At 35.5% G+C, this 15,842-nt stretch carries 14 protein-coding genes; 1 reads left to right on the top strand and 13 read right to left on the bottom strand.

The window, feature by feature from the left end; translation table 11 throughout:
* On the top strand, positions 1 to 469 hold a 469-nt coding region (locus HMPREF1516_RS02385), incomplete at its 5' end, for an IS3 family transposase (RefSeq protein WP_033605716.1).
* 52 nt (positions 470 to 521) lie between these two features.
* Here the strand turns inward: HMPREF1516_RS02385 and esaA are convergent.
* The 13 genes from esaA to HMPREF1516_RS02325 all read right to left on the bottom strand — a co-directional run bounded on the left by esaA (position 522) and on the right by HMPREF1516_RS02325 (position 15,052).
* Positions 522 to 3,209, bottom strand: a complete 2,688-nt coding sequence (esaA, locus tag HMPREF1516_RS02380; protein WP_033605715.1) for a type VII secretion protein EsaA — start codon at positions 3,207 to 3,209, stop codon at positions 522 to 524.
* A 273-nt stretch (positions 3,210 to 3,482) separates the two neighbouring features.
* Complete coding sequence (locus tag HMPREF1516_RS02375) at positions 3,483 to 3,959, bottom strand: DUF5085 family protein (RefSeq protein ID WP_033605714.1); 477 nt, start codon at positions 3,957 to 3,959, stop codon at positions 3,483 to 3,485.
* Between the two features lies 1 nt (position 3,960).
* A complete protein-coding gene (locus tag HMPREF1516_RS02370) occupies positions 3,961 to 4,389 on the bottom strand; it encodes a hypothetical protein (RefSeq protein WP_033605713.1) in 429 nt (142 codons plus the stop codon).
* On the bottom strand, positions 4,382 to 5,107 hold the full coding sequence (locus tag HMPREF1516_RS02365) for a membrane protein (protein ID WP_033605712.1): 726 nt from the start codon (positions 5,105 to 5,107) through the stop codon (positions 4,382 to 4,384). The genes HMPREF1516_RS02370 and HMPREF1516_RS02365 overlap by 8 nt, the downstream gene beginning before the upstream one ends.
* Complete coding sequence (locus HMPREF1516_RS02360; protein WP_033605711.1) at positions 5,104 to 6,840, bottom strand: T7SS effector LXG polymorphic toxin; 1,737 nt, start codon at positions 6,838 to 6,840, stop codon at positions 5,104 to 5,106. Before HMPREF1516_RS02360 ends, HMPREF1516_RS02365 begins: the two co-directional genes overlap by 4 nt.
* Complete coding sequence (locus HMPREF1516_RS02355; protein ID WP_033583730.1) at positions 6,830 to 7,483, bottom strand: DUF4176 domain-containing protein; 654 nt, start codon at positions 7,481 to 7,483, stop codon at positions 6,830 to 6,832. Before HMPREF1516_RS02355 ends, HMPREF1516_RS02360 begins: the two co-directional genes overlap by 11 nt.
* Entirely contained in the window at positions 7,480 to 7,779 is a 300-nt protein-coding gene (locus tag HMPREF1516_RS02350; protein WP_033583729.1) for a variable surface protein mvspG, read from the bottom strand. The genes HMPREF1516_RS02355 and HMPREF1516_RS02350 overlap by 4 nt, the downstream gene beginning before the upstream one ends.
* Before the next feature lie 8 nt (positions 7,780 to 7,787).
* A complete protein-coding gene (locus tag HMPREF1516_RS02345) occupies positions 7,788 to 8,183 on the bottom strand; it encodes a YwqH-like family protein (protein WP_033583728.1) in 396 nt (131 codons plus the stop codon).
* Between the two features lie 183 nt (positions 8,184 to 8,366).
* Positions 8,367 to 12,800, bottom strand: coding sequence for a type VII secretion protein EssC (essC, locus tag HMPREF1516_RS02340; protein WP_033605710.1), 4,434 nt, complete (start codon positions 12,798 to 12,800; stop codon positions 8,367 to 8,369).
* Positions 12,801 to 14,000: a type VII secretion protein EssB gene (gene essB, locus HMPREF1516_RS02335; protein WP_033583725.1), complete on the bottom strand. Its 1,200-nt coding sequence runs from the start codon at positions 13,998 to 14,000 to the stop codon at positions 12,801 to 12,803.
* 9 nt (positions 14,001 to 14,009) lie between these two features.
* A complete protein-coding gene (locus HMPREF1516_RS09755; protein WP_009013811.1) occupies positions 14,010 to 14,267 on the bottom strand; it encodes a hypothetical protein in 258 nt (85 codons plus the stop codon).
* On the bottom strand, positions 14,230 to 14,712 hold the full coding sequence (locus tag HMPREF1516_RS02330) for a type VII secretion protein EssA (protein WP_223326735.1): 483 nt from the start codon (positions 14,710 to 14,712) through the stop codon (positions 14,230 to 14,232). Before HMPREF1516_RS02330 ends, HMPREF1516_RS09755 begins: the two co-directional genes overlap by 38 nt.
* Positions 14,713 to 14,761: 49 nt before the next feature.
* Positions 14,762 to 15,052: a WXG100 family type VII secretion target gene (locus tag HMPREF1516_RS02325; protein WP_001274476.1), complete on the bottom strand. Its 291-nt coding sequence runs from the start codon at positions 15,050 to 15,052 to the stop codon at positions 14,762 to 14,764.
* Positions 15,053 to 15,842: the final 790 nt, after the last annotated feature.

Genomic DNA, 15,842 nt, shown 5'->3' with positions numbered 1-15,842 from the left:
TGTGACAGAGTTTGCCATTCCAAATAGCACACAGAAATTGTATTTATCGCCAGTTTTAGATGGCTTTAATAGCAAAATTATCGCCTATAATTTGTCTACCTCACCCAACTTAGAACAAGTGAAAACCATGTTGGAACAGGCATTCACAGAGAAACACTACGAGAATACGAGTCTCCATAGTGATCAAGGATGGCAATACCAACACGATTCTTATCACAGGTTTTTAGAGAGTAAGGGAATCCAAACATCTATGTCACGTAAAGGTAATAGCCCAGACAATGGGATGATGGAATCTTTCTTTGGCATTTTAAAATACGAAATGTTTTACGGCTATGAGAAGTCGTTTCAGTCGCTTAAGCAATTAGAACAAGCCATTGTAGACTATATCAATTACTACAACAATAAAAGAATTAAAGTCAAACTAAAAGGACTTAGTCCTGTGCAATACAGAACTAAATCCTTCGCTTAAATTATTTGTCTAACTTTTTGGGGTCAGTACATTTTGAGAGTTATTATCTACATTATTTGCCTTTTTCTTTTGTCAACCAATATGTGATTCCTGCTGATGAAATTGCTGATAAAATAATCGCTAAAATAACCCATACTCTGTTATTATCCACTGAAATTGGCGCTTCATATGTTTCTTTTTTAGTTTCAATTGGATTAGATAAAAAATTCATCACATTTTGATTGGTCGTTCCACCATCACGAATATTCTTCATAACAGTTTTAAAGGACTCTGCGTAGTCTCTATTTCCTTGAATAACTTCTGCTTCATTAGATATCAAATCATTCGTAGTTGAAACAGTCTTATCAACATTACCTTTAATAGTCTGAACTTGGTCAACAAATTGAGTAAACTGATCCTTCATAGTTCCAACCGCTTCATGATTTTGACTAGTTTCTTTTGATCCAGTAGAAGTTGTAGACACTAATGATTCAATTGAACTATATAAGCGATTTGATGACTCACTATCATTTATTAATATTCCGCTATTAGCATCTGAAGCTGTACCCGTCACTTCCAACTGTTTCGCTTTCGTTTCCTTCCACTTATCGTACTCGGTTGATAAGGTCTTAATCGAATTGTTATACCAATCAGCTAAGTTTGTAATTTGATTTTTGAAATAATCATTTGGTAACTCAGCTTCAGCCAATTCAGGCAATGTGTCACTTGATTTTTCTAATGACTCCAAAGAGTTTTGAATTTGTTCCAACAAAGCTATACCTGACTCTTTAAACTTAGCAACTTGATCTTCTGACAACTGAGTCGCTATATCATCACGACTGATATTACCATACATATTGTAAACAGAATCTGGTGATAAGGCAGAAAAATTAATAGAGGAGCTACTTGGACTTCCATAAATTGCTTGAATCATACCAGTTGTACGATCGATTTTGCTTAATTTATCAAGAATATGTTTTAAATCTTTTTTCACCAAAACATCTGACTCTTCTTTATCGCTACGATAAATAGTTTTCTTGACAGGAATTGTAGTTTCACCAATGTGTACTTCAAATGAAATTTCATTTTTCCCATAATGTGGTTCTAAAGTATATTCAACCGTCATAGTATAAAGCTTATCATCTGTTATAGTTTGCTCTCCTCCAACTAAAGTAGCATTTCCTGTAACATAAATTTTAGCTTTAGGAGATAAATATTTTGTCCCTTTAGAACTGCTAGAATCTCCGCCACCCTCAACTACCGTTGATGATTCAGGCAAACTACTGGATGGTTTTGTCACAGAAGCTTCGACGGTTTCAGACTCAGCCTGGGGTAATTTAACTGTCAATTCCATAGTTTCTGTTACTTTATCGAGCTTATCATTTTCAATCGATAAAAATTCAAAAATAGGTAATCCACTTATAGAGGTAGCCTTCTTATCAAATTTAGTATAATTCTTAAGTAAATCTATTTTTTCATTATATTCTTTGACTTGATCAGCTGTTAGGACATTGAGTTTCTCCAATTTACTAAATAAAGTTTGGTAATCAGTTGATTCAATACTAATATCTGTTAGATTTGAACGAATCAAATTTTGATAAGTTTCAGGCAAATGATTTTCAGTAATCAAACTTTTATTAATCTGATCTACAAGTGTTGCTTTAGCATCCGAAGTAAGGTCCGATTTTAAATCAACATCTTCTTTACCAAAGTAAAAGAGTGATATTTTCTTTTTCTCTTCTTCTAATTCTGTTTTAAGATGTTCAAATTCAGATTTTCTATCTTTTATTTTACCTTGATAATCAACAATAACCTTATGATAATCAACTACTAAATCTTCTAGTTTAGCTTGTTCAGATTTTTCCTCATCTGTACTATTTCCAAATTGATACAAAGATTTAAGCACCGAATCATTTAAACCATCTATAATTTTAGAATTTTCTTCATGCTGTTCTTTCAAGGTGCTATTGGTTGTTAAGACATTCTTTTCAAATATATCCTTCTGAAAATCAAAATAAGTTTTAACTTCCGTAAGTTGTTTTTCTAATCCGATTCCTGTATTATTTAAAAGGCTAGCAACAGAATCAGAAAAAGCCTTTTGAGAATCTTCATAAGACGAATTCGTTTTCTGTAGATTTGAAGCTAATTCCAAAGTGCTTAACATAGACTGACTTGCTTCGTTTGACGGACCATAGATATATTGAGAAATTTTTGAATGCGTTCCAGACTGTTCATTTACAATATTATCAACATTTCTTTTAGCATCATCTAGATTGTTGATAACACTTGAAAAATACATTTTTATAACATTTTGGTTAATAGTATTAAGGTACTCGCCTACTCGTAACTCAACATTCTTAGATTTAACTGGGTCTAAATTTGATTTCGTTTTATATGTTATCTTTGCTCTATCAGGATTAAAACTTTCCAGTTGAGCTATTTTTTCTGAAAACTGTTGTTCGATATAAACAATTACATCAACCGACCCATTTTCAAATCGATTTTCAGCAACATTACGAGTCATGACAGTCCATTGATTTGTATTCTCTTTTGATAATAAATTTGTGAAATCATTTCCTAGATTATAGGCATTGCCATTTAATACGCCTCCAGCATCTTCATTTACCAGAGCAATATTCAATTTACGATCGTTAACCTTATTTGTTACAGAAATCTCTTGATTCTTTAAATAAATAAATGTTGCTCCTGAACCAACCAACAAAGTTACAAAAACACTACTACTTATAATTATTTTTTTCATAGCTAACCTCTCTCATTTATCTCTTTATTATACCACGAATACTAGAGTCAGGCAAGGAGGGCTTATAATCTTTATTCTATTAATAAAACTTACCAATTCGTAACTTGCTTATGCACCGACCTATATACTAAATTTTAGGTGTTTTATTTTCTCATCATATAGAAAATCCTAGAATAGAATCCTAGGATTTGTATGTCATTTTTTGAAGTCTTCTACGATGAAGTGGTCATAGGTGATTTTTGAGACTTCCTTCTTTTTGGGTTCTACCAACTTTTAATCTTTTTTATCTCGTATCCCTACCATGATATCTGTATATAAAACATCATTTATCTTACTTGAAATATAAAATACGGGTGTAGATTCTTCTAAGTCATTGTCGATCAATAAATTGGTTAAGCCGTATATAGCCTTATCAAAGTTGACTGCTTCCTCCCCAGTAACTCTAGCTCCTACCATTTGAGGAACTAAAAAATAACTGTTATAAGCTGTCCCTTCAAGCAATTCATTCTCTCCTAAATAATCCTCATGAACGGGAAGATAAACTGTGATGTTGTATGTCCCATCATCCAACTCTCCGATATGAGGACATGAGTAAAATGGATTGCTTTTAGGTGTATATCCAGCTGCTACGGCTGTTTGAACCATATCTTGAAAGGCTACTGCAATTTCATCACCAGTAATGTTGTAATCGACACTTAAGACATTACTCATCATTAATGATTGATTCATACCATATGTAATTTCTGCCATTTTACTTCTCCACTGGGATAATCAAATCTACAAACAAATCATCATAAACTGGAATCAAGACCAGATACAACTTGTCTTGCAACTTCCAACCGTGGTCTCTGATGTAATCCTTCATCTCGTAGATGGACTGGTCCAAGCCATCCTCAAATGGCACACGTTTGCTGATACCCTCAATACTTAAACTAGCTTGGTATCTTAGTTGGCTCGTTGAGTTTGTTTCTGAAATGACCGGTATATAAAGGGTAACATCCTGTTCTTCTTCGTCAAATTGAGTTGGAGTCATTTCAAAAATGGTCGGACCATCTTTATAGATGCCATTGGTATAGGGTAAGAGTTCTGTGTGGACAAACAACTCTAATAGTTCGTCCGCTTGAATCTGGACCTGGTCTGTCATCAAATGTTCCATATGAATTTGGATTTCTTTAATCATGTTTCTTTTCCTTTTTAAATCTATTTTTATCAAATTCTTTATTTTGAATCAAATCCGAAGACACTTCTATATGCTTGATTGGTCTTGTTTCCTCAATATCATGACGATGTTGATAGGCATAGATAATATAAAACCATGTTTGGTATAAAGCAGAGCCAAAAATCATTAACAATAAGGATACTCCCCACCCCATTAAAAAATCATATCCAATGATAGCTAGAAAAATAAAGCAAAGAGATAAAAGTATTATCGGTCCCACTACAAAATTAAGCATAATTTTTCCAGCCTTCTCCGGGATAATTTCTTCAGAGTCCAAGTCAACCAAACAGCTCATAACGATAATAATTACAATGGCATAGATAAGGGGGAGAGATAACTTTAGAACAATAAAGTTATGGTCCCCACTCAAACTACTAAATCCAATAATAGTATAAACATGACCAGTCAAATACATGAGATAGGTTCCAAAACTGGTTAAAATCCCTCTCTTAAGATCTAGTAAAAATACTAAATTTAAAACCCAAACAACAATCCCTGAAATAAGCAGTCCTTGATATAAGTCCTCATTTTTTAGAACCTCTAACCCTCCTGCAAGAAAAAACAAAAATGCCAAAGGATATAAAATAAAAATCCCATTTAATACGCCCCAGAGAGGAACTGGTCCCTTTATTCTACTTCTTTGAAACTCAAAATATTTTTTGATTCGTTCCAGTATCATTTAAACCATCCTCTCATGCCTTTAATTAGGCTATTGACACCTTTTTTTAGGTTATCTGTAATTTTAAAGCGTTTATCCAGCTCGCTAATACCCCATCCAACAAGAGCTGCTGTTCCTATTGCCGCAGCCCCTGTTAACCATGCAGGAGCTGTAGCAATGCCTACCGCCCCTGCTACAACTCCTGCAAATGCAGCTCCTGCACTCGCTGCGGCAGTTGCCGCAACAGTTGTTCCTGCTGCCTTGGCCGCATCTATCACAAAACCTGTTGCCACACTGGCCTTAACTTCATTTCCTCTTAGACCTTGACGTTTGGCCTCTTGTTTATTATCGCTGATTTTTGAAAAAGTATCAACTACATCTAAAGCAACACCAACAACCGCTGCTCCTTTTAAAAACTTACCAAACTTCGTAGCTGATTTAAAACCTTCTTTGTAATTTTTAAAGCTATCTGTAGCAGACTTAACTAAACCTTTAAATCCTCCCGATGTGCCTGCCTTTCCTAAACTCCACAGGCCTTTACCAGCACCTTTGAAAGTAATCTCTTTAATAAATTCTTCTTTCAATAGGCTTCCAGTTGTAGACACAATTGATTTTCCGACACTTGCCACTTTGGTACTAAATCGAGTTGTATCTGTAAAAGATTTGAAAACCTTACTCAACTCTTCATTATATTTAGTATAGCCTAGCTTTTTCATTATGGATTTGAAGGTCTGTGGAACACCACCATTTTTATATTGAACAACCTTATAAGTACGATTGCCACTTAACTTCTTGCTAACTTCAAAAAAGTCATCTAGTAATTGACCAAATTTTGTCGTTTCTTTTAGGACAATAGTGTCACCTCTTGTATTTTTGCTAAAACGATATAACGCATATAAAGCTGGCAAAATAGATTTTAAATGTTTTTTATAGTCCTTACTATTTTTATATAAATCACTCTTTGTGACATTTTTATAAACATTAAAGAATGAATCTATTAAGTTCTCATTTTCGGCCACCGTACCACTATACTTAGACTCGGCAAGCTGTTTTGCGAGAGCATTTTGATACTTCACAGCTTTGGAGTTGCTATGGATAGCTGTGTGTATCTCTGAAACTGAGTTTTTAAACTGAGTTCGATTATAATAATTTCTCGATACGCGGTTCCCATACGGAAGAGGGGCATAACCTGATAGTGTAGCGATTTCACTATTTTGCATATCTATGAGGTCAAAAGTATCTGTTTTTAGAAGAACACTATTAAAAGCTTCCATGTTCTTTATGGTATCATCTAAACTCTTGACTGCTTGATTATAACTTGTATTCACACTATCCAAACTAGGATTCGTTAATGTTAGGATATCACTTATCCCTGCATAGATATTTTTAGTCTTACTGGAACTACTCTTCAATCCCTCGATCGGATCTTTCATCCGTTGCTTGATGCGTTCTAGGTATTCTGTCTTAATAATGGCACTGTTGTCAGTCTCTGACACCGTGTCTTGAAAGAGCTTCACAAGTCCATCATAGCGACTGACAATGCTATCTAGGGCATTGACATAGTTATCAACCAGTGGTATCTGATAGTTAGTCACCTTCTGGTTAATGGCATCCTTCACTGCCCCTTTGAGGCTATCGGTTGAAACGACCTCTGATAGACGGCTTCTCGAAACAGATAGCTGTTCCTTGATACTATTTACCGAAATAACTAACAACTCTTTTTGAACTCGAACTTCGGATACATCAATCTTCATTCACTTCCTCCTCTGCGTAAACACTGGAAATCAGTCCTGCGTCTAGATAGTCCTTACGCAGAGCTTCTTGGCAGTAGTGTTCATCCACGGTATCCGAATACCCTTCTGATACTACTCTCTTAATCAAGAGATTGCTTAAAAACAAGGGGGAAGTGTCAAAGCGTAATCCAAATGGATAGCCATGACCGATGTAGTCCATATAATGACCATTATCCAAATCAACTCGACGACCTGAAAGAACTACAAAAAAGTCCATCTGTTCGCTTTCAAATGACTCAACCAACTCCTTAGGAAGAAGCTCACGATCAAGTTCCACAACAGTACCCAAAGGATAGATACGACTTAAACAGAGATCCACATAGGAAGCATACTGGATAAAAACTGAACGAGGTAAGGTGACTTCTTCTTGGAGACGCCGAATCCGCACGAGTTCTTTTTCATAGAAAAACTCCAACGGCGCCCCTATCATTGGATGATAATGATAACTAGGCTCGTCATTCATAAAAGCTATATAACACGCCCTAAAAACATCCGGATGTCCTGATAAGGTCATCGCTACCGCTGTCAATACTTCCTGATCCTTTTCAGACAGGTTACATCTAGACAAAGCTCGGGCGAATAAAATCATTTGTTCTTCCTTCATGGTAGCACCCCTCCTGATGCAATAGCTCCTGCTGCGATAGCTCCTGCTTCATGCGCGTCATCATCTATCTTATTCTGTCCTGCTTGTTCCATTTTTAGAGCATCTGAGCTGGTAAAATTTTTCAAAGTAACAATAGACTTGTTAAAGTGCTCCAAAACGTCATTAAAAGTGGTAAAAGGGGTAAGATCTGTGCGACTAAACCGCATATCACTTAGTTTACCGATTCCTTTAGTTGATGTAGAAACATCTCTTGTAATAGTGTTCCAACTGGATTGATTTACACCTGTATCTACCATTTCTCTCCCTAATCCTCCATATATTCATAGACACGAGCCTGATGATAATAAGATGCTATTGCAGACTGTAGTTCACTTGATTGAGTTTCCAGACTACGTATCTTATCCTCAATAGCAGTTTTATTATTGTTATGGCTATCTCGAAAATTAGTAATATTCGTTCCTAAATTATAAAAATGACCTTCAAAATCTTGCTGACGACTCCCCTTAAAACTAGAGGAATCTAAAGGAAGAATCTGACCTAAAGATCTTGCACGATTATCAATAGACTGTATCTCACTTGCTAAACTACTGCTAGCTTTTCTTAATCTAGATATTTTCCCGTCAACTACACTTTTTTCTCTTTGAGCTTCAGTAGCTTGTCGACGAAATCTAGCCGCAATTTGTTTATAATACGACCCCATTTCCCTTCTCCTTTTTATAAACTGTACTTCATTTTAGCATATTTTGCTTAGAATCAACAACCCATATACATATCCTTATGATTAAACTTACTCCCTTTGAATCAATCCCCAAAAGTGAGAACTCCTATAGTTAACTTTTGGGGAAAGGCTCTTATCAAGTTCAAGCGTGAAGGGTTGCTGATATTATCTTGGTAACTTAATTCTGCAAACTTCTCTTCCAACAAAGAAATGAGTTTCATCGACTTCTAGAAGAGTTTCTTTGTAATTTGACTTACCTTTAATCATTCCTTGATCCATAAATCTAGTACCAAATATACCTGCTGGCATATTTGCACGCAATCTCTTACTAAATTCATCAAATTTACTTTCGATACTTTTCTGATAGCCATGGAAAATAAAGTAAACTTCCGCTTTAGAGGCATTTTTGATAATCGTTTCTAACACATTTGCAGAAAGTAACATTTTTTCATTTACGGTATGAATGTCTGGCATGTAAACAAACATCATTTGATTATCGCCACCATGTAGTCTTCGTTCAATTTCACTAACAAGATCTGTTAAAGCTGTACTAAAGTTATTTAACAAGATGATTGAATCAAAACTATCTGGATTTGCAAGACGTCCATCAATATCAAAAAGAATACGTTGAGCTTGCCCATTCAAATTTTCAAATGCCATCAATAACACTGCTTCGAGTAGTTCCGTTTGCTGTGGCGTGTCATCCATAATGACAAAATAGCCATGTTTTTTAGGATTAAAACCTACCACCTTAGTTGTCTCTTTATCATATCCGATTGGGATTTGACCTTGTTTCAGCATCTCTTGAACTGTAGCTGATTGTTTAAATTCATCAAGCGTCACTTCATTTGGCAACATTGGGATTGGCTCTGGGCAAACTCCTGTCCAGCTTCTTGCAATCAACTTGACTTCTTCTTCCAAGTTATATAGGCGCTCAATGTCCCCTTCTCCACTTATCGGGAGATAAACCTGAATGGCATAAGGGATATCTTCTTTCAACTGGGCACGACCAAAAATTTCTTGTTGAATTAAAGCATCGCGTCCGATAATTTCCTTAGAAGCTCCTTCATCAACTAGGTAAAAGGCCAAGCGCGAGGTGATATTACTTGACATACTGATTTTAAGGCTATTTGAACGAAGTGCTGTCAAAATCACATAGCATCCAAGACTCGCTCCCTCACGTAGGAGGCGGTTAATCGTACTTTCAATAGCTTCTTCTAGCGGTGTATCTTTTATAGTATCAAAGCCGTCGAAAATAGTAAGAATAGCAGGAAGCTTCTCACCTGATTTTTGTTCGTATTGGGAAAGACTTGCTACATTATAGAGCGCAAACTTCTCCTTGCGAATCTTCAACTCATGGTCAATACGTTTTAAAAACTTAACCAGTTTTTCTTCTTCGTCAAACCGTGTCAAATCAACCACATGTGGTAAATCTTTTAGTGGCAAGAGTCCATTTGTCCCAAAGTCAAATAAATTGATTTGTACTTGCTCTGGAGTATTCAAACGAGCGAGATTTAACACTAGAGTTTGAAGAGCTAGGGATTTCCCAAAACCAGGTGAACCATAGAAAACTGTATGCCCCATTTTTTCCAAATCAAAATGATAATCCTTTTGACGTTGCTCTGTCGGAATATCCATTCGAGCAAAGGGAACGGCCAATACTTTTTCATCGGTCCAGTGAATATCTGTTTGAGGGGATATGATGGCTGTCTCTAGTGGTTCTAACCACGGTTTATCTGGCAGGTTGAGAGGCACAGTCTTGCTCACTCTTGCTATGTAGTTTACAACAGCTGAGAGTTCCGTGATTTCTTCCGTCTGATCAGCAGTATAATTTTCATCCTTAGATAGGTCATCAGATAGCAATTCATATTGTCCCAGGTCATTTATCAACCAAATTCGTTCATCAACAACTTCTTGAACTCCCTCTGTTTGTGGGGCATACTGCGCACCACTCCAAGCAGACTGGAACAACTCATAGATTTCGTTATTTCCTACTTGTAAGTAGGCACGCCCTGGTTCAGTAATACTCGCTGCATCTGGTGTTTTGATAATTTCATTTGAATCAGACTCATCTGACACTTTCAAAGCTAGTTTGAAACGCGAGTTTGACCATATTTGATCATTCACGACACCTGATGGCTTTTGTGTAGCAAGAATTAGATGGACCCCAAGCGAACGTCCGATACGGGCTGTCGAAACCAGCTCTGTCATAAATTCTGGTTCATGTTCTTTCAATTCAGCAAACTCATCACTAATAAGGAACAGATGAGGTAATGGTTTGTCTGGATAGCCTGATTTGTCAGTAGCATTTTGGCCTTCCTTATATAATTTAGTGTATCCATTAATATGGTTGACACCAAATTGATTAAATAGTCGTTGGCGTTTTTGTAACTCTGCTTTGATAGAAGCTAAGGCACGCGCACTAGCCGCGCCATCTAAGTTAGTAATAGACCCAAGCATATGTGGGAGATCTTTGAAAAGATTCGCCATCCCTCCACCCTTGAAGTCAATGGTAAGAAATCCAACATCCTCTGGACTAAAATTTACAGCCATGGATAAGATATACGACTGCAGAATCTCTGATTTACCCGAACCAGTAGTTCCTGCTACGAGGCCATGTGGTCCATGTGCACGTTCATGTAAGTTGAGCTCCACCTGATCATCTTTCCCACGCAATCCTAATGGCACCGCTAACGTTTTAAAAGTATCCGCTTTGGACCATCTAGACGCAACCTGTAACTCTTCAACTTCTCTGACTTGATAAAGTTCCAAAAAAGTAACAGATTTAGGAATCGTATTCTTCTCTACTTCCATATGTTTTAGATTTGCTAAAGTACGAATAGAATCTTCATAGCAATCCAACAGCGGGTGGGGAATAAAGGTTTGAGCACTATAGGCACCTTCATCATTAATGATTTGACCTAGATTTTGATTCTTATATTCAATCAGAGTTGTGATAGTTTCTGGCAAAAGACGACGTGCCTCTTTCACCCAAATGACTGTTACACCCAACTCTGTCAAATCCTTGGCTAGATACTCATTCAAACTATGGCCAAGTAAATGGGAGTCATCCATAATCGTTAAGACATAATGAGGTTTAAAGCGCGCATCTTTTTCCCCCATTTCACGTTTAATTTGAGAACGTTTTTGAATAATACGGTAAAGCGAATTTAGAACAGCATCACGGCTTCTGGCATCATGAACAAAACCACGAATATTTCGTTCCTGCATATTAAAATGAGGAAGAAAGCGCCACTCAGACCAATCTTTCTCATATCTCTGTTCTTGAACAAGGTTGATAAAATTAACATCTAAGTAGCTATGGAACATTGCCATCTGTAAGAGCATATTATATACCGCTGTCCTAGTTACTTCACTGTTTCCAACAAGACCAACTGTCGCTTCAAAGATATTAACCGTGATCGGAACTTTCTTTTGCAAACTGTAGTCTTGCAAGACTGTTCGAGCAAACTGCGATATTTCATCTTTACTTTGATCATCAAAATTTGTTTGCAACTCTAGCTGACTTAATTTATCTCCTAATCCTAAAGACACCTGTAAGAAATCTTCATTATAATCCATTCGCTCATAAATTCTAGAATCATACTTTGCAATCAGCTCAGTAATGGTTGATATTGACGGTTGATTGTAGTGTAGAATATTAGTTTCTTCTTTGTAGTATCTTTCTAAGTCGGATACTTGTTTTAATAAATATGCTTCGTAATCTTGAATCCGATTTTTTTCCTGTTCTTTGGTATCCTTTCTCTCCTCAAAATACTGACTCATAGTTGTCGCTGCCGTCAGGAGGCTAAAACCACCCATCCCTAGCATCATTACAGGATTCCCTTTTGTCCAAATTGAACTCAATGCAGTCAAAGTAAACATTCCTAAAGCTGGGACAATGGCTCGGATGAGCGAGTTTTTTGGTGGCTTTATCGGCTGTGGAGGTTGATTGATAATGATTTTCCCACTATGGATAATAGGGTTGACTCTCGGACTCCTTCTATACTCTGGAAAATCCATCGGATACTCATTGTTTTTTTCTTGTATCAGAATTCGATTCTTATTCAATTGTGGTTCTTCAAAAAGACATCCAATCTTCCACTGGTTTTTTCTTTTTTCTATAAAATAGTTAGAAACCTTCATTCGATTTCCCACTTCAAACGAATAAAGCCCTTCCTCTTTGATAAGACGGTCGTTTAGATAAATTGGAGATTCCCTAAGAGTAACCTGTACTTGATTATTTGAGAAAATAAGTTGGTTTGAAAGTGACCAACTAATGTCAGCTGATTCTTTCTTGCTACAAATAAATCGTTGTGGCGGAAAAATATAAGTGATAAAAATATCTTCTTCAGGGACCAATAAGGTTACAGTTTCTTTATCAAAGGTAGATTCTCCTCTTTCTAATTCTTTACCGTTTCGATAGACTCTTCTTCCTTCTACTGTATACTCGTTAGTACCTACTCTTACCTCTTGTCCTTCAAACAAATCAATTTTTTCCAATTTTTCTTGTTCAATCAACAAGGTATAAATAGGTTTATGAAGTTCTCCTAATTGGTCTCCCAGTTGATGATCATATTCTAGCTTTTTTGCCTTCATTTATCGCTCACTCTTTTCTTTTGTTTGGTTGTCCTTAGGAGTTGTTGTCTCAGTAGATGCTTTTGTGTCACTACTATTTGTAGTCGCTTCTCCAATCTCAGCAGAAAGTTCTTTTATTTTCTTTTCATATTCTTCAAGTTTCTTTTGTTTTTCAGAACCGTTCATATTGATATCTGCTTTAACTGATTCATATAGATTTGTATAAGCGTGTAAAATCAATTGTGTGTCCCCGATATTTTGTGCCACATCTAGAGCTTTTTCAAATTTTCCACGTCCAAGATAAATCCAATAATAGAAAATTGTATCATCTGTTGATTCTGTAATCGTATTTAAAATAACTTCCTTTTGCTTATCGCTCAAACTATCTAAACGGACATAGCTTGCTGCTAAGATATACTTAGCTTCTTTTGGCAATGATTCTGCACCATAATTTTTTAATGATTCAACTGTTTCAGAATAGTCTTTTCGCATGAAATTTGATTGGGCCATAATGACTGATGATTTTAGGGGGCCGTCTTTAAACATAGACTTATACGTTGCAAAACTTAAAATGACTGTGGTTGTAGCAAGCAAGGCTCCCCCTATTAACAAAGCCTTCCATTTTTTCTTGTTCACCAACAAATTAGATTTTGAACTCTCTTCTGATAATTTTGCATACTTTTCTGCAATATATTTATTAACATCAGCTACACTCTCTAAGGGACTAATATCCTGTGCCACCTTTTCCTTTATTGCATCAATCCCATGGATGACTAAGTCAAAATCTACCTTGGGTAGTAAAATGGAAATCATTAAAGCTTTATAAGATTCTAAATAGAATTCCGAACTATACTGCTGTGGTGCAAGTAATTTTTCGATTCCATAATGTAACATTTGTACATTACTGCCAAAAACAATGATGTTTTCAGGATGGATATATGGAATTTTATAATCATTTTCAGAATGAACTAATACTGACATGCTTTGTGCCAAACTAAAACGCTCAAGCTCCGTACTTCTATTTAAAATTTCTTCTTTAACAGTTTTAAAATACTCTGGAATAATATAATGCAAAGAAAGAACTCCATCTTTCTGCACTATTTCTACTGGACAATATTCTTTAATCAATTCAAGCTGTTCTCTATGATAACCTGATGAAGAAATTTGAACTGACATTTGGTTGTCTTCTCTCACAAATTGTAGTTGATCTGCTTCAAACATTTTTTTCTCCTATGATACATCTTCAATCTCTATATAATCCCCATCACTAACTGGATAAGCAGCCAAGATGTCCGTTGTCTCGATATGAATTTGTTTATTTCTAACTTTGAAACAAAACGAACTATTTAGAGGTAAATTCAACTGTTCTCTAACTTTGGTATCTTTTAATAATTCTTCTAATCTTAACCAAGTAAGAGCTTTTGAAACTCGAATATCTATTTGTTTTGCTCTATACTCTAGAGTTAACTTTATTTTTCCGTAATCCATGCCATTTCCTTCCTAGATAGACTCCCAACAAAACCATAAACAGCAAGAAAACACTTGTAAATACACTTCCCATCCAATCCTTAAGAATTGAATAATCCCTTTGTTTAAAAGAGGGTTTCTCCTCTACAGTGTATTGATTAAACAATGATGTTTGAACGGCAGTAGTTTCTAAACGATAAATAGAATGTTTTTCACTGTCTGTAAATATAGTATTTTCTGCCCCCTGTAACAGTTCGTTCGTCGTTTGAGTTCTCTGATCCACAACCTTTTGGGTACGATTTAAAAATAAATTTGGGGCATATTTGGATTCTATCCTATTTTTGACCGTATCCTGTGTACTATTTGTAATGATATCTGTATCAAGTTTTAAGCTACCATCGTCTGCATAAACTATCACAGGAAATACGATACAAAGAATTAATAGATATTTTTTAATTTTCTTCATCATGGTATAAAAATAAGCGTCAAGTTTCCCTGACGCTCCTCAAAATTAACTACAAACCAAAGCTTTGTGCATCTTGTTGGTCACGTTCAGCTACTGTTTGAGCATAGTTGTTCAATTGTTTGTTGATGCTCACTAGAAGCTCCTCGAATTTTTGAACATGTGTATACAACTGGTTGTATTGCTCAAGGTAAGCATTAAATGCTTGTCCTTTCCATTGTGATGCCATTTCTCCATTTGTTCGATTAACGGTTTGTACTGCTTGTTCAATTTGATCTTTAGCACTAAGATAAATTGCCGCCTGAGATTGTAACTGTTCTGGAGTTAAACTAATTGCTGACATAAGGATTCTCCTTTTAAATTTTTTCCTACTTTAGTTTATCATATATTTTAGTGTTTGTCTATCAGTTACACACTCGTAATACAAATTTGTACAAAAAAGTATCTGCAAAAACATTTAGATAGAAAGAAACCTGTATTCAAAGTTTTCATACGCCCTAAAATGTCAAATCAAGTGCACATTTTCCTCATAGAAAACTTCATATTCTCATTTCATAGTATGTTGAATTAAAGTATCAATTATGATTTTCTTATTACTATAAGAAGAAACTAAAATAATTCTGGTATATTTTATCTGAATCATGTGTAATTACGGCCTGTTTTTCAGTATATAATTACTTCTTTAAGATAAGAATATTCTATGGCCAAATTTTGTCTAATTAATTTAGGAATCATTAACAATGGGGATATTATGGCTGAAAGAATAATACATCAAGCTGATCTTCGAGCTATCGAGAACAACTTGCGCTCTATCCATGAAGGATTGCGAACAATTGGTTTTCATACTTAAGTTTTGTCCCAGCTTTATCCTTTTGATATTCCTTTTGAAGCTCATGAAGTTCTAGTCTCTCATGATTGTAAATACAGTATTGAAATTTGTTTTTTGCAAACATAATAATCCTTTCTAGTTATCAACAATTAAATCTTGTTTAAAAAATCTGAAATGTGTAGTTATCTAAAGCCAACATCTAATTTTCTTAAACAACACAAAAACGCTCTAGATAATATGAACTGCACCCCAAAAGTTAGACAGAAAAAATCTAACTTTTGGGGTGTTTTTATTATGAAATTGA

It is taken from the genome of Streptococcus sp. CM6, assembly GCF_000526095.1.
In the GTDB taxonomy this organism is placed as follows: domain Bacteria; phylum Bacillota; class Bacilli; order Lactobacillales; family Streptococcaceae; genus Streptococcus; species Streptococcus oralis_BW.
Note: the sequence above shows the minus strand (reverse complement) of the source record. Positions and strands in the feature narration are given on the sequence as shown.

What these genes read in the sequence shown, in the direction of transcription:
- esaA (WP_033605715.1), bottom strand. Translation starts at nt 3,209, where the DNA reads ATGAAAAAAATAATTATAAGTAGTAGTGTTTTTGTAACTTTGTTGGTT.
- HMPREF1516_RS02375 (WP_033605714.1), bottom strand. Translation starts at nt 3,959, where the DNA reads ATGGCAGAAATTACATATGGTATGAATCAATCATTAATGATGAGTAAT.
- HMPREF1516_RS02370 (WP_033605713.1), bottom strand. Translation starts at nt 4,389, where the DNA reads ATGATTAAAGAAATCCAAATTCATATGGAACATTTGATGACAGACCAG.
- HMPREF1516_RS02365 (WP_033605712.1), bottom strand. Translation starts at nt 5,107, where the DNA reads ATGATACTGGAACGAATCAAAAAATATTTTGAGTTTCAAAGAAGTAGA.
- HMPREF1516_RS02360 (WP_033605711.1), bottom strand. Translation starts at nt 6,840, where the DNA reads ATGAAGATTGATGTATCCGAAGTTCGAGTTCAAAAAGAGTTGTTAGTT.
- HMPREF1516_RS02355 (WP_033583730.1), bottom strand. Translation starts at nt 7,483, where the DNA reads ATGAAGGAAGAACAAATGATTTTATTCGCCCGAGCTTTGTCTAGATGT.
- HMPREF1516_RS02350 (WP_033583729.1), bottom strand. Translation starts at nt 7,779, where the DNA reads ATGGTAGATACAGGTGTAAATCAATCCAGTTGGAACACTATTACAAGA.
- HMPREF1516_RS02345 (WP_033583728.1), bottom strand. Translation starts at nt 8,183, where the DNA reads ATGGGGTCGTATTATAAACAAATTGCGGCTAGATTTCGTCGACAAGCT.
- essC (WP_033605710.1), bottom strand. Translation starts at nt 12,800, where the DNA reads ATGAAGGCAAAAAAGCTAGAATATGATCATCAACTGGGAGACCAATTA.
- essB (WP_033583725.1), bottom strand. Translation starts at nt 14,000, where the DNA reads ATGTTTGAAGCAGATCAACTACAATTTGTGAGAGAAGACAACCAAATG.
- HMPREF1516_RS09755 (WP_009013811.1), bottom strand. Translation starts at nt 14,267, where the DNA reads ATGGATTACGGAAAAATAAAGTTAACTCTAGAGTATAGAGCAAAACAA.
- HMPREF1516_RS02330 (WP_223326735.1), bottom strand. Translation starts at nt 14,712, where the DNA reads ATGAAGAAAATTAAAAAATATCTATTAATTCTTTGTATCGTATTTCCT.
- HMPREF1516_RS02325 (WP_001274476.1), bottom strand. Translation starts at nt 15,052, where the DNA reads ATGTCAGCAATTAGTTTAACTCCAGAACAGTTACAATCTCAGGCGGCA.